The organism is Rhizobium sp. Leaf341 (assembly GCF_001424325.1).
Lineage (GTDB): Bacteria > Pseudomonadota > Alphaproteobacteria > Rhizobiales > Rhizobiaceae > Ferranicluibacter.
This window is the reverse complement of sequence record NZ_LMPE01000010.1, coordinates 22,198-35,935: the sequence shown is the minus strand read 5'-3', so window position 1 is coordinate 35,935 and position 13,738 is coordinate 22,198. Positions and strand designations below refer to the sequence as shown.

Here is a 13,738-nt window from a genome sequence, read left to right as displayed (position 1 = left end):
TTAGAAAGTTTTGTGACAGAGATCAAGCCAGCCGCGGTGACTTTTTATCATCTCGAGCATAACTGACGGCATCACGCGATCGCCGGGCGCACGACAGCTTTTTCCTCAATGGGCCAGTGCACGAGCGCTGCGAAAAGTCCGAGCGCGACGCCGATCCACCAGACCGGATCGTAGGAGCCGAAGTGATCGTACAGATACCCTCCCATCCACACGCCGAGGAACGAGCCGAGCTGGTGCGACAGGAAGACGATGCCGCCGAGCAATCCGAGATGGCGTGTCCCGAACATGATGGCCACCAAGGCATTCGTCGGCGGCACCGTCGACAGCCAGAGCAGGCCCATGGCGATGGCGAAGAGAATGACGGTCAGCGGCGACTGCGGCAGCAGGAGAAAGGCGGATACGACAATGGAGCGGCCGATATAGATCAGAGACAGGAAATAGGGCTTGGAAAACCGCTGCCCGATGATGCCGGCCGACAGCGAGCCGATGATGTTGAAAAAGCCGATGAGCGCGAGCGCAATGACGGCGTAGCGGGCATCGATGCCGATATCGCCGATATAGGCGGGGAAGTGTGCGGTGATGAAGGCGACCTGATAGCCGCAGACAAAGAAGCCGGAAACGAGGAGGAGATAGCTCTTGTGGCCGAGCGCCTCCTTCAGCGCTGCCCCGATCGACTGCTTGTAGGCCGAGGGGCTCTGCGAACCGGAGGCGGCGTTCCCGCGCAGGGGAATGGCGACGAGCGGGACGATCAGCATCATCAGCCCGAGGTAGACGAGGCTGTCCGACCAGCCGAATGTCGAAACGAGGCCCTGGCTCAGCGGTGCGAACAGGAACATGCCGGCCGATCCGGCGGCCGTCCCGATGCCGAAAGCCATGGAGCGCTGCTCCGGCGTGACATTGCGGGCGAAAGCCGAGAGAACCGTTCCGAACGACCCTGCCCCCACGGCAAGGCCGACGAGAACGCCGCCCCCGACATGCAGGAAGACCGGGGCGGTCGCGAACGCCATGACGATCAGGCCCGTGGCATAGAGGACCCCGGACATGGCGAGCACCCGCCAGGTGCCGTACTTGTCGGCGACGGCGCCGAAGAACGGCTGGCTCAACCCCCAGCACAGGTTTTGCAGGGCCATGGCCAGACCGAAGGTCGTGCGGTCCCAGCCGAGATCGGCGAGCATGGGCAGTTGGAAGAACCCCATGGCCGAGCGCGGCCCGAAGGTGAGCATCGCGACCAGCGAGCCGGAAAGGATGATGAGCCACGGCAAGCCACGGCGGGGCGCGACGGCGGCAGCGGACGGGATGGCGGCGGACATGGTCGGGCTCCGGAGAATGTGCCGTGGAGGGCGAGGCGAAGTCGCAAGATTAGGCGAGCGGACGCGGGATCGAAAGTGAAATTGCGTGACGCTCGGATCAATCGGATTGATCAGACGCGAAGAGGCACGCAACTCGACATGCTGCAGGCGCGAATAACCGTTTGCATTGCAACATGCGCCCGCAAGGTCTATGACGTTTTCATGACATTCCGTTCCCTGCTCCGAGCGGCCGCCTGGGCTGCTCTTCTCGTCCTGGTCTTCGTCACGGTCTCGCCGATCGGGTGGCGACCGCATACCGTCACGGATGTCAGTCTCGACCGGGCTGGCGCCTTCGCGCTGGCAGGCGCGATCTTCGCGATCGCCTATCCGCGCCGATGGATTTCTCTCGCCTTGTTCCTGGTCGCGGCCGCCATGTTCATCGAGATGATGCAGTGGCTTTCGCCGACCCGGCATGCGGAGATTTCCGACGCTGTTGTGAAGTCGATCGGCAGCCTCGTGGGCCTTTCGCTCGGCAAGCTGGCACTGGTCGCCCGCCGGCGCTGGCGCGCCGAGGCGCCTCTCCCTACCCCTCTTCCACGCCCGGGCGCGCGTGAGATCAGCCGCGACGCTTCATAGGCCACCGCTCGTTCCGGGTCGACAGCAGGCGGACGGCGTTGCCGAGCGCGATGCGGCCCGTGCCGCGCGGCACGGCATTCCATCCGAACACCACGCCGGGAACCCGTCGGTCGGCCGACAGGCGCTCCATGCGCAGGCCTTCGATGGGGTTTCCACCCGTCCGCTCGCCCGTCTCCTGGTCCTGCGTCGTCACCACGCAGCGAGCGCATGGTTTGACGAGATCGAAGCGGATGCCGCCGATTTCGACCGCTTCCCAGAGATCCTCGTCCCAGGCCGCGTCGTGATCGATGACGATGTTCGTGCGGAATCGATCCATGCCGACGGCGGGCTGGTTCATCGAGACGAGCGTCCGGTTGAGGGCGTCGAGCGAACCGGTCGTGGTGATCAGGAGCGGGAACCCGTCGGCAAACCCGACCGCTGCCGGCTCTCTGGCCCATTCCGCACCGAGGCTTCGCTCGGCCCTGTCATCCATGAAGACCAGACGGACCGGGCGGGCGAGCCAGGAGGACAGGGTCGCGTTGACCGCATCGTCGGCGCAGGCCGCATCGACCACGCTCGTCCAGACACGAACCGTCAGACGCCGTTCACCGACAAACGAAGCCGACAAGGTGGCATCGCCCATTGTCAGGTGAACGCCGTCGGCCTGCGGCACCGCCGTCACCTGTGCCAGTGACGGAAACTCGCGCTGCGTGATGAAGCTCCCCTCGGGATCGACCAGCATGAACCGGCGATCGCCGACAAAGCCGTCGAGCCTGACATCGGCCTGCTCGACCGCGATTGCCCGACCGCTCTTCAGCGGGTGGATATTGAGAGCGGCGACACGGGCGTTGAGGGTCACTGTCGGCTTGAGGGGCATCGCGGCGGTCCTTTGGGGCTTCACAGCCGTTCTTCTAGCCGCTGGGGCATCACGCCGTCGATACCAATCCTTCCTGCATATCCCGTCCCTTCGCGTCCCGCGCCGGCAGGTCTCCAGGACGGGCCGCGGCCCGGCTCCGTCGTGCGTGCTGTTTCCAGAACTCGACCAGCCTGCGGCGGGCCCGGTCCTCGATCAGATGATAGGAGAAGGTGGCGAAGACGACGGCAACGCCGATGGCCAGCACGACCGACACGGCGCCGGGCAGGAACAGGCCGAGCGTCTTCATGGACAGGAACATGACCGGCACGTGGAAGAGATAGAGCGAGAAGCTGATCTTGCCCAGAAACCGCAAGGGCGGGCTTGCAAGCACGGCTTTCGACAGGGCGTGCTCCTGTGCCGTCAGAAAGACGATCATTCCCGCCGTGGCGGCCATTGCCAGCCCCCAGCCATCATGCTGGTCCCGCAACATCAGGATCTTCGACAGGAAGACGAAGCCGAGCAGGCCCAGCGTCGCGAGGCCGACCACCGGGCCGGTGGGCGTCAGGCGGCCGGACGCAAAGAGAAGCCCGGCCGCAACGCCTGACAGAAAGAAATGGATCTTGGACGGCAACAGGATCCCGGGTCCCGGAAATCCGAAAACGGCATCGACCAGGAGACAGCCCACCAGGAACGCGGCGAGAAACCGATACTTCCGAGGGTCGGACAGGCAGAGCCAGACGAGAAGGAAAAAGAAGTAGAACTGGATCTCCGGCGGCACCGACCAGAAGACGCCGGACGAGCCGAGCATGACGACATGCCGGAGGATCTCGACGTGACCGTGGATCGCGTGGATGTAGTCGAGGCCGGGAACCGACGACAGCAACACGACCAACAGAACGGCAACGAGATAGACCGGATAGATGCGGGCGAAACGGTGGACGAGATAATCCGCGGCCGCCTGCCGATCGAGCGGACGCGCCGCATAGAGGCTGGCCATGAGGAAGCCGCTGAGCGCGAAAAAGATTTCGACCGATTCCGCGCCGATATTGAGCGAAAACCATGTCGGCAGATGGGGATAGAGAAGAGCGACGTGCGACATCACCACCAGAAAGGCGGCCATGCCTCTCAGGCCGTCGAGGCTCGCAATGTGTCTGGTGGCGCGCATGGACATCCCGCTGGCAGCCCCTTCCGGTCACGTCTTCAAGAGGGAAACTCCAGGACACAACACCATCGCGATGCCGCCAAGTCAAATATTCGCGTCTCCTTTCAGAAGTCGCGGTTAACGCTTGAAAAGGTCGAGACGCTCGAAACAGCGCCTGTCCGGAGCGCCGATGTCTGGGATCAGCCGATCTCCTGCATCAGCATGTCGACGATGGCGCGCAGTCGCGCTTCCCGCTCCGCAGCCAGCCGTCGGCCGCTCTCGGTCTGGAAACCGGCCGCCAGCTTGAACAGCTTGACCGCGAAATGATCGAGCGCGAACGCCTTGTCGTCGAGGGGACGATCGAGCGCCAGGGGATCGAGCGGATCGTAGAGACCGCTGCCGAGGCGACCCGCGATATAGAAGCAGCGGACGGCACCGATCATGCCGATCGCATCAAGCCTGTCCGCGTCCCGAAGGATCCGGGCCTCCAGCGTCTCCGGCGGGAGGCCGGCCGAGAAGCTGTGGGTGAGAATGGCATGGGCAACGGCTGCGATATCCGACACGCTCCAGCTAAGACCGGCCAGGAGACCGCTGGCTTTCTCCGCCGACAGCCGGGAGGCATTTGCCCGGTCCGGCGCGTTTTTCTCGACCGCCACCCCGTCATGCAGGAGAACGGCGGCGCACAGAAGACGCAGGTCGCCACCCTCCTCCGCCTGCAGGCGGCAGACATTGCGCCAGACGCGGATCAGGTGCGCCGCATCGTGCGACCCGTCGTCGCCCGCCGCACCTTCGGCGAGCAAGGCCCCTGCCAGGTGTTCGAACGGGGCGAAGGCAGCCGCAAGGTCCGGCAGGGCGCTTGTCATGTCGCTCGTCCTTGTCATGCCACTCGTCAGGGGGCCGTTGTGACCGACGGCGCATCGTCCGGCTTTTTGGGCCGCGATGTCAGGACCTTCTGGTAGAACAGGCCGATGCCGATGAGCACGATGCCGAGGCCGATGAAGGACAGCGCCCGGAGCAATCCTTCCAGATTGGCCATATCGAACAGGAAGACCTTGAGCACCGTCACGAAGACGAGCACGCCGGAGACGATGCGCATGCTGCGGCTGTGGAAGCGGAGGCTTGCGACGAGCAGCGCCACGCCGAGCACGAGCCAGACAACCGAGTAGGTATAGGTTTCGCCGGCAAGAAAGCCTTTCCAGTCGGCGATCCCCGGTCCCTGCCAGGCGCGGCGGACCGACAGCGTGGCCCAGGCGAAGGCGAGCACGGCGGCCGCCGTCGCTAGCGCCGCGACGAAGGCGGGCGGACGCCGGCCGACTGCCACGCGCGCAAGTCCGGCATAGGCGAGACCCGGCAGGAGGTAGCCGATCAACAAGAGATCGAACAGCGGATAAGGACCGAGCATTTCCCCGGTTAGATAGGGATTGAGGGCAATGAGATGGGCCGATAGCGTCATCAGCAGCGAGAGGACGCCAAGGCCGATGCTGCCATAGCGCAGGAACGAGCCGGGACGGCTGAGATCGAGCCGCATCAGGATCGCGGAGCCCCCGATGACCAGCAGCGTATAGATCGACTGTTCGGCCAGCGACGGCGCCCCGCCCTGAAGCTGTCCGCCGTTCATGGCGTGCCGCACGAGAATGGCGAGCGTCAGCAGGGCGAACAGGCTGGCAATGGCCTGCAGCGTGTTGCGCAGGCGATCGGACGGCCAATCGCGCAGCCTGTAGGCCGACCAGAGCGCAAGAAGCGCAGGAATGCCGTATCCCGGCAGCAGCGCGTTGAACACCGGCGTGCGGCCAAGCGCCAGCGGCCCGACCACGGTCGGTTCCCAGCCGAGCCGTACAAGCACCAGCACGAAGCCGAGCGCGCCCACCCAGGGAAGCGCCGCCCAGTTTCGAACCTGCGTCGCAGCGACGAAAGCGCCCGCAAACGCCGCCATGGCGAGAACGGTCCACAAACCGTCGGACAGGGCGTGGGCGGCAATCACGAGATGGCCGAGTGCGCCGGCCAGCAACAGCCCGAGCGCGACCGGAGGCAGGTTCGCGTCCCGGCGGGATACCCGCTCCGCAAGCGCGAGGAAGGCGACGGCAGCGACCGTTGCGGCGAAGCCATGCAGCGGATCGAAGGCATAGGTGCCGAGCATCAGGAAGGACAGCCCGATGCAGGCGACCGACGTGATCGCCGCCAGCCCTGTCCAGAGGACCGCAACATGCGGCCTTCCCGCATGACGGTGGAGGGCGAAGGCGCAGAGCGCGATGAAGATGGCGGCAAGGCTGAACGCCGCCAGAGGCGAGGTCGAGAACGGCCTGTCGGCGACGATCCCGACGCTGGAGAGCTCCAGCAGCTGCGGCAGGGTGGCAAGCGTGGAGACGCCGAGCACGGCCATCAGCCCCGCCGCAAGGGCGGCCACGCCGGCCCGCGCGCGGAACGCGCCGAGCAGCCCGAGGGCGGCTGTGACCAAAACGAACTCGAAGGTCGGATTGCCGTCTGTCTCCGTCAGCGGGCCGATGAGCGAGAGGCCGGTCATCAGCACGGCAAAGGCACCGGTGATCATGACGGGAGCATGGCGTGGCAGCAGGAGGCGCCGCCAGGGCGCCGCGTGGCGGATGGGCGGTAGCGCTGCGGCCTCCCCAGCGTCACCCGTGGGGTCTGCTTCACCCGTAGGTTCCGCTTCATCCGTGCGGGGCTGGTCCGAAGCCGAGAGGGAACGAGCCTCTTCGACGGTTTCCGGCTCCGCGTCATCCGCGTCGCCCGGCCAGACGAAGGCATGGCCCGCGATGAGGACAAGCAGCGCGAGGGAGACCGGAAGGGTCACGGCGGGATCGTCTGCGATCAGATAGATCGTGCCCCAGAGCGCGAGACCGATATTGGCAAAGGCCGGCACGATACGCCAGCGGCCGATGCGCGCCGCGGCCATGGACGCGAGCCATACGAGCGCCAGAAACGCAAAGAGGCTCCAGGGCGATGGATCGTCGGCGTCGATCAGGAGCGGCGTGACGAGCGAGGCGGCGAGACCCAGCCCGGCCAGCGCCTGTCCATGGCGCAGCGACAGGAACAACACGAGGAACGAGACGAGGCCCATGAGAACGAAGGCGGTCGTTGGTCCGAGGAAGCCGTAGACTGCGTGGGCCGCGAAGATCGCACCGAGCAGCGTCACCGCGCCGGCCGCCGTCAGGATGCCGGGGATCATGGCATTGCCGAACCGCTTGGCCCCCTCGAGGGAGCCCCGTCTGAGGATCATCTCGCCGCCGGCCATCAGCGCCGCGCCGAACAGGGCGGCGAGCACCAGGCGCACGGCCGGGCTCAGCAGCCCGGCATCGATCGACACCTTGACGAGGAAGATGCCGCCAAGCGCCAGCGCGATGCCGCCCACCCAGACCGCCCAGCGTGCGCCGAGCCAGCTTTCAAAGGATTCGCGCGGCGTCTGGGGTTCGGCGTCCTCGCTCGCGGCGGAGATCTGTGCGGCCTGCACGGTTTCCGGCTCGCTTGCGGGCTCGCTCACGGGCTCGCTCGGCCGGACGTCATCGGCTGCGTCGATCCGCGCGTCCGTCAATTCGCCATCTGCCGCAACGGCGTCCGCATGCGGCGCAGGCGGCCGTTCGGCCGAAAGACGCGCAACCTCGGACTGGAGGAAGGCGATGTCTCGGGTGAACCGTTCGTTCGCCTGGCGGGTCCGGGCGAAGGCGAGGAACGACAAGATGAAGGCGGCGAGGACGAGGAGTTCGGGCATGGGCACCTGTCACACAGACCCCGGAAGCAAGCGCTGCCGGAGGCGATACGGAAAGACGGCAACTTATCGTCCTTCCCGCAGAAACCAAGACGGGCACGGCGGGAATCTCTCGCGAGGATACGAATCGTTTCAAAGAGATGGGAGATCGCGCAGCTGATCGCCTGTCGCCGGAGGGTCGACCGGGGATCGACCCGGGCCGAGCGCCTTCAGCGCAGCCTGAACAAAGCCGTTCCTGGCGGCGGAAACATCGATGCCGCGCGGCTCGTAGACATGCCGGTGCAGGAAATAGCCGGTCATGCGCAGCGCATCCTCCAGGCTCTCACGATCGGCCGCCCGCCCCTCGACGGACAGGAACGGTGGCAGCGCGAACATCCGGTCGGCGTAGGGCAGTCCTGCGGTGCGGCTGACGGCGCGGCCCGACTTCGGCGAGACGAAGGCCAGATCCTCGAGCGTACCCGTCGCCGCGCAACGCGCGAGATCGAGCCCGAAGCCCAGATCCTCGAGCACGGCGATCTCGAAGCGCACGAACAGCTCTCCGGCATCCCGGGGATCATGCAGATGGTCGAGGATGACGGACAGAGACGTGAAGAGGTGGGGATGCGGATCGCGCTCCGGCAGCAGGCGCAGCAGGGCCGCCATCGCCTGCACCCCATAGACGGCGGCTGCCGTCTCCATGAGACGCGCCGCCCGCAGTTCGAGCGGCTCCATCCGGAACTCGCCGAGATGTTCGTCCAATCGGGCGCGCCATGTGATCTCCACGGCGTTGCCCGGCTGGAGAACGGGCTGCAGGCTACGGGACCGCCCGCCCCGCACGAGACCGAGATGCCGACCCCGCGCCCGCGTCATCACTTCGGCGACGACCGACGTCTCGCCGTGACGTCTTACGCCAAGGATTATGGCCTCATCGGTCCATTGCATGCCCGGGTTTACCCGCGTTTGCCGGAATTTTCAATCGCGCGTTCCGGCAGCGGCCGGGCGGGCGGGATCGCAAAACGGACGCGACATTCCGAAAACGATGCACCGTTCAAATTTTAAGCATCCGGGAAAGCGGCCCGTAAAACCTCCCTGCTAATGCTGGTCTCACAGAAACAAACAGGCCCCCCAGGGGGCGCCGCATGCAAAACGCCCAGGTGAACACACTCATCGCAGCGCCAGAAAAGGGGAACAGAATGATCCGACATCTCATCGTGGCCTTCTCCGTAACGGCCTCCCTGATGGTCCCTTTCCAGGCGACCGCCGCGCCGCTGGGCGAACTCTCCCGCGGGGTCGGCTTTGCAAACCCCGCTCTCTATCTCCAGCAGAAGGGGCCGACCCTCGCACCCTTCGCGCAGATCCGCTTCTGCGTGCAGAATCCGAGCGACTGTGCGATCGGCTCCGGTACCGCGATGGTCACGCTGACCGCCGAGAAGAAAGCCGAACTCCAGCGCGTCAACCGCACGATCAACCGCAAGATCATTCCCGTGAACGACCAGAGCGGCCCGATGGGCGACGTCTGGCAGGCCGACGTTGCGGCCGGAGACTGTGAGGATTTCGCGCTCACGAAACGACGTCATCTGATCTCGCTCGGCTGGCCGGCGACCGCGCTCCGCATCGCCGTTGCCCGCACCCGCGAGGGCGAAGGCCATGCGGTCCTCGTTGCAAAGACAAGCGAAGGCGACCTCGTTCTCGACAACCGCACGAGCCGGATCCGGCCGTTCCGCCAGGCCGGCCTGTCCTGGATCAAGATCCAGTCCGGAGAGAACCCGCGCCTGTGGTTCGCTCTCTAGCCGATCCGTCGGATTGACAATCTTCGCTGCAGCGCACAATTTAACCATGAATCGGTGGCAATGTGCCGGTTCCAAGTGATTTTGCACGCAGCGGTGGTCTTCATGGAAACAACCAATCTTACATCGAAGATGATTTCGTCAGCGTCCTATGACGTGGCGGCCAGCTCTCTCCTCATCAAGTTGAACGACGGCAGCGTCCGGCGCATCAAGGCGCCGCGGATCATGTACGAGAACCTGATCTCGGCGGAGTCGCCCGGCTGGTACTACATGCGCCACATCCGGCCCCTGATCTCGCACTGATCCTTCTTGTCCCGGTCCTTCTTGCGAACGTTCGTTTCGCTCGGATCCTCTCCCTGTTCGAAACGATGGCGCCGCCTCAGACATGAGCGGCGCCATCTGACGTTCTAGAGGACGCAAAGCCCGCCACTATAGCACGTTGCGTGAAAAAGGATTCACGCACCGCGCTTTAGGTCTTGTTTTGATGCATGTTGTTTCCCGAAACCGCTGCACACTTTCGGGCGACATGCCTTCGTGGCCCGGTGCCGCGCGCTGGGCATTGGTCAGTTCAGGAGATCGGGACGCCGATAGAGTTTCGCCGTGCGCATGTCCACCTTGGTCAGGATCGCGCCGACGCATTTGTCGATCACCAGCGGCGCGCGATCGAAGGCCTGGAGCACGGCCTTTTCCGAGATGCCGCCCCACTCCACCACATAGACGAAACGATCGATCAGATGCGCCATCGCGCGCGCATCGACCAGCGGCTCCAGCGGCGGCAGGTCGATGATGACATAGTCCGCCGATTGGCGCAGATCGGCCAACAGTGCCTGCATCCGGTCGGACGACAGGAGATCGGCGGAATGCGAGACCCTGTGCTGGATGATCGCCGGCAGGAACGTCAAACCGCTCCGCGGGTCCACGATGATGTTCGCATCCAGAGATCCGTCCTCCATCAGCGTCTGCAGGAGGCCGCGCGTCGCAGCCGGGGCCAGCGCGCGGGTCGCGCCGGGATTGCGCAGATCGCCGTCGATGAGAACGACGCGTTTGCCCTGGCTCGCCAGAAGCTTTGCGAAATTGATGGCGATGGTCGATTTTCCTTCGCCGGGCGCGGTGGAGACGATGCCGATCACGGCGGCACCGGATCTGCTCGTGGCGATATCCAGCGCGATCTTCGTGCTGCGCAACGTCTCGGCGAAATCGGAGAAGGGATTGTCCAGAACGTAATTCGAAAGCGCCGCCTGAGAGCCGAGCAGCGATCCCGCCCCGACATCGGGCGCCGCAGCGGGCGGATCGATCCGGGGCACCACGCCGAGAAAGGTCAGCGAAAGACCGTCCTGTATCTGGCCGCCGTTCCGGAAGAACTTTTCGCGGCTTTCCCGCATCGCGGCGACACTGCCACCCCCGATGATGCCGATCATGAAGAAGAGCGCCATGATGAGAGACTTACTCGGATAGTTCGGCGCATCAGCGGCGCGCCCCGCCGTAACGACCCGCGATCGGGAGACCGGGATATTCTGCTGCTGGAGGGCCTGCTGGTAACTGGCGAGAAACGCGCCGTACAGTCGACGATATGTTTCGGCGGTCCGCTCGAGTTCGCGCATCTCGACCTGATCGTGAGACGCGAGTGTCGTGACTGCAGTGGCCTTCTTCACGCGCTCGGTGATGTTGGCCAATCGCGTTTCCGCAACCGTCATCTCGCTGAAATAGGTCTCTGCGACGCGCTGGAGCTCCTCGAACATCAGTTTGCGATAGCCCTCGATCGTCACGCGCTCCCGCACGGCCTGAACATGGTTCGGGCCGAAACGGCGGCTGAGGTCGGCCTCGATGCGCACGGCGTCGAGGTATCGCTGCCGCAGATCGTTCGACAGGAAACTGCGGATCGTTGCCGACACTTCGGAATCGATCCGTCCGCTGTCGACGATGCGCTTGATCTGTTCGTATTGGGCCCGCAGATAGGATGCGTCCGCCGTTGCAGCCGAGAGGTTCTTGTTGAGCTCCTGCAATTGCTGGTCGGAAATGAGGAGATCCTCCTCCGTTTCCTTGTCGGTCGTGGACAGCAGGTCGTGCTCGGCGCGGAAGCTCTGGACCGCCATGTCGCTATCGAGAGCCTGCTGACGCAGCTCCCCGATCTTGGCTTGCAGCCAGCTGCCCGCGAGCCGCGTGGCATCGTAACGCGCGCTCAGCAGATCGGTCGCATAGGCGTCGCCGATCGCATTCACGATGCGGGCGGACAGATCGCCGCTCGTCGAGACGTACCGCACGCGCACAATGCTGGATTCGCCGATGCGCGTGACGCGCAGTGCCGAAAGCAGACCGGCCCGCGCAGCTTCGCGCGCCTGGTCCGCATCCGCTGCGACACGGCCGTCGGAGGCGATGTCCAGGAAGACCAGGATCTTCGTGCGCACGTTCAGCAGCGAGTCGCGCAGCGACCGATTGGACTCCTGAAACGCCGGGTCGCTCAGCAGACCCAGACGGTCGATGACCCGATCGAGCACCGCGTTCGAGGTGAAGAGCTGCATCTGCGTGAGAATGTAGGGACTGTTGCGCGTCGGGTCGATCTTGGCCCAATCGCGCGCGGACTGAGACCGCTGTTCGCTGGGCAGGTCGCCATCTTCATCGAGCAGGACCAGGATGTCCGAGCTGTAGAACGGCTTGGCCATGGACAGATAGAGGCCGCCCACGCAGAGTGACGTCAGCAGGATGATCAGGAAGATCCTCACCTGCCTGCGGATCACGGCAACGACATTGTCGAAGTCGATGAACTCGGCCCGGCTGCCGGGCGGTCCGATCGGAACGTTGATACTGTCCGCCTTGTAGAGCTTCAAAGCCACCTCTTTGCCGGCAACCCGCCTTCCGGAGGGGTGATGCCGAGCCCTGTTAACGCGATGCGATCAGTCGCATAAATTAGCGGTGGCAACAAGCGGAGATCAGGGGCGCCCGGCCATCCCGACCGTCACATCCGTCGTCTCCGCCGCCGGGAGATCAATGACGACAGGCTCCGGACCGAGGGTGAGCGCGCCGGCGTTCCTAGGGGCCTCGGAGCCGCAGAGCGGCCGCGCCGACGCGCCTTCCGTCTTCCCAAGGGTGAGCGTCCCCGGCTTTCCCGCTCCTGTGGTCCAGGCCACGAGGTGCTGCCCGCCTTCGCCCGCGATATGCAGCACGAACATGTCGGGAAAGGGGCGCTCCAGCCGGAAGGCTTTTCCGCCTTTCACGAGACGCGTCGCCTCGCGCACCGCGCAGGCTGCCGGTTTCGGCGCGTAGTCATAGTCGTAAAGGCCGAAATTGAACTCCATCTCGTCGGGATCGCGCCCCTGGTCCTTCAGCTGGTACACCCAGGCCCCCTTCATCCAGGGGGTCGCTGCGGACCAGAGCAGAAACTGGGAAATGTTGTCCGCTGCTGCCTGCTGGCTGATCACGCAGGGCTTGCGTGCCGTCGGCCAGCCAAACTCCGTCACGTAGACGGGCTTTGGCCCGCCATCCTTCGACAGGCGATCCTGCAGCCGGGAGAGCCTGTCGATCATCTCCGTCGCCGTGCGCTTGGTCTCGTCGGGATCGCAGTGATTGTAGAGGTGCACGGACAGAGCGCTCGCCTTGCGGACCGCACCGTCATCGACGATCGCCTTCGTCCATTGCCAGTCCTGATCGGCACCGACGGCACCGGACAGAACGGTCTGATCCGGCGCGACCTTGCGAACCGCGGGAACCGCCACGTTTGCCAGCGCCGCATAATGGGCAGCGGCGCGCTTGTCCGAGGGGACGCCCGCGCCGATCAGCCAGGGGGGATTGAAGCCTGCCTGGACGTTCCATTCGTTCCAGATCTCGTAGATCGGATCGAAATGACGTGTCGCGGACGCGGCCCGCGCGGCGAAATCGGCAAAGGCCCGCCGCCCCTCTTCGGTCAGGGGCGGGTTGCCATCCTTCACCCGCTCGTTTCCATGGCCGAGAATGAGAAGCGGGCGAAGACCCGCGACCGCCATGAAATCAAACAGCTGACGCGGCTGATAGGCGCCTTTCACGCTGCCCGGCTGCTCGAAGGCCGGCCAGGCCAGATCGTCGCGATAGGAATCGACGCCGAGCTCCTTCAGGCGCTCGGCGGTCTTGTCGGCCACGTAGTTGAAGTCGCCGCCGATGCCGAAATGGACACCGACCCCGATGACGAGCGGTTCCGCGCGCGCGACCAGCGAGCCGGTATCGAACACGATCGTCTTTTCCGCATCCTCGGACTGTGCCTCGGACATGGCGAGCGCGCAGGCGGACAGGGCCAGCGCGGCGACAAGCAGGGTTCTCATATCACATCTCCACAGACGGGCGCATGGCTGACACCGAGTCGGCATCGGCAACCGGACTTCT

The 13,738-nt window shown here is 65.0% G+C and carries 11 protein-coding genes; 3 read left to right on the top strand and 8 right to left on the bottom strand.

Annotation, left to right across the window (positions count from 1 at the left end; all coding sequences use genetic code 11):
- Positions 1-71 precede the first annotated feature (71 nt).
- A complete protein-coding gene (locus tag ASG03_RS09970; protein ID WP_062468963.1) occupies positions 72-1,310 on the bottom strand; it encodes an MFS transporter in 1,239 nt (412 codons plus the stop codon).
- 201 nt (positions 1,311-1,511) lie between these two features.
- Between ASG03_RS09970 and ASG03_RS09965 the strand changes: the two genes are divergently transcribed.
- Positions 1,512-1,925, top strand: coding sequence for a VanZ family protein (locus tag ASG03_RS09965; RefSeq protein WP_062693609.1), 414 nt, complete (start codon positions 1,512-1,514; stop codon positions 1,923-1,925).
- Here the strand turns inward: ASG03_RS09965 and ASG03_RS09960 are convergent.
- The 5 genes from ASG03_RS09960 to recO form a co-directional block, all read right to left on the bottom strand.
- The gene (locus ASG03_RS09960) at positions 1,906-2,781 is read right to left on the bottom strand and encodes an MOSC domain-containing protein (RefSeq protein ID WP_062693480.1); all 876 of its coding nucleotides are present in this window, start codon (positions 2,779-2,781) and stop codon (positions 1,906-1,908) included. The genes ASG03_RS09965 and ASG03_RS09960 overlap by 20 nt on opposite strands.
- A gap of 49 nt (positions 2,782-2,830) precedes the next feature.
- Entirely contained in the window at positions 2,831-3,925 is a 1,095-nt protein-coding gene (locus ASG03_RS09955; protein ID WP_162241376.1) for an acyltransferase family protein, read from the bottom strand.
- 176 nt (positions 3,926-4,101) lie between these two features.
- The gene (locus ASG03_RS09950; protein WP_062693478.1) at positions 4,102-4,764 is read right to left on the bottom strand and encodes an HD domain-containing protein; all 663 of its coding nucleotides are present in this window, start codon (positions 4,762-4,764) and stop codon (positions 4,102-4,104) included.
- A 26-nt stretch (positions 4,765-4,790) separates the two neighbouring features.
- On the bottom strand, positions 4,791-7,625 hold the full coding sequence (locus tag ASG03_RS09945; protein ID WP_062693477.1) for a DUF2339 domain-containing protein: 2,835 nt from the start codon (positions 7,623-7,625) through the stop codon (positions 4,791-4,793).
- A 129-nt stretch (positions 7,626-7,754) separates the two neighbouring features.
- Entirely contained in the window at positions 7,755-8,543 is a 789-nt protein-coding gene (gene recO, locus ASG03_RS09940; RefSeq protein ID WP_082475671.1) for a DNA repair protein RecO, read from the bottom strand.
- 251 nt (positions 8,544-8,794) lie between these two features.
- On the opposite strand from recO, the gene ASG03_RS09935 reads away from it, so the two are divergent.
- Complete coding sequence (locus ASG03_RS09935) at positions 8,795-9,391, top strand: transglutaminase-like cysteine peptidase (RefSeq protein ID WP_062693476.1); 597 nt, start codon at positions 8,795-8,797, stop codon at positions 9,389-9,391.
- Positions 9,392-9,493: 102 nt separating this feature from the next.
- A complete protein-coding gene (locus ASG03_RS09930; protein ID WP_162241375.1) occupies positions 9,494-9,691 on the top strand; it encodes a KTSC domain-containing protein in 198 nt (65 codons plus the stop codon).
- 260 nt (positions 9,692-9,951) lie between these two features.
- On the opposite strand, the gene ASG03_RS09925 is transcribed toward ASG03_RS09930, so the two are convergent.
- Positions 9,952-12,213 (bottom strand): AAA family ATPase, encoded by a 2,262-nt coding sequence (locus ASG03_RS09925; RefSeq protein ID WP_062693474.1) that lies wholly within the window; start codon positions 12,211-12,213, stop codon positions 9,952-9,954.
- A gap of 102 nt (positions 12,214-12,315) precedes the next feature.
- Positions 12,316-13,677: a cellulase family glycosylhydrolase gene (locus ASG03_RS09920; RefSeq protein WP_062693473.1), complete on the bottom strand. Its 1,362-nt coding sequence runs from the start codon at positions 13,675-13,677 to the stop codon at positions 12,316-12,318.
- Positions 13,678-13,738 lie beyond the last annotated feature (61 nt).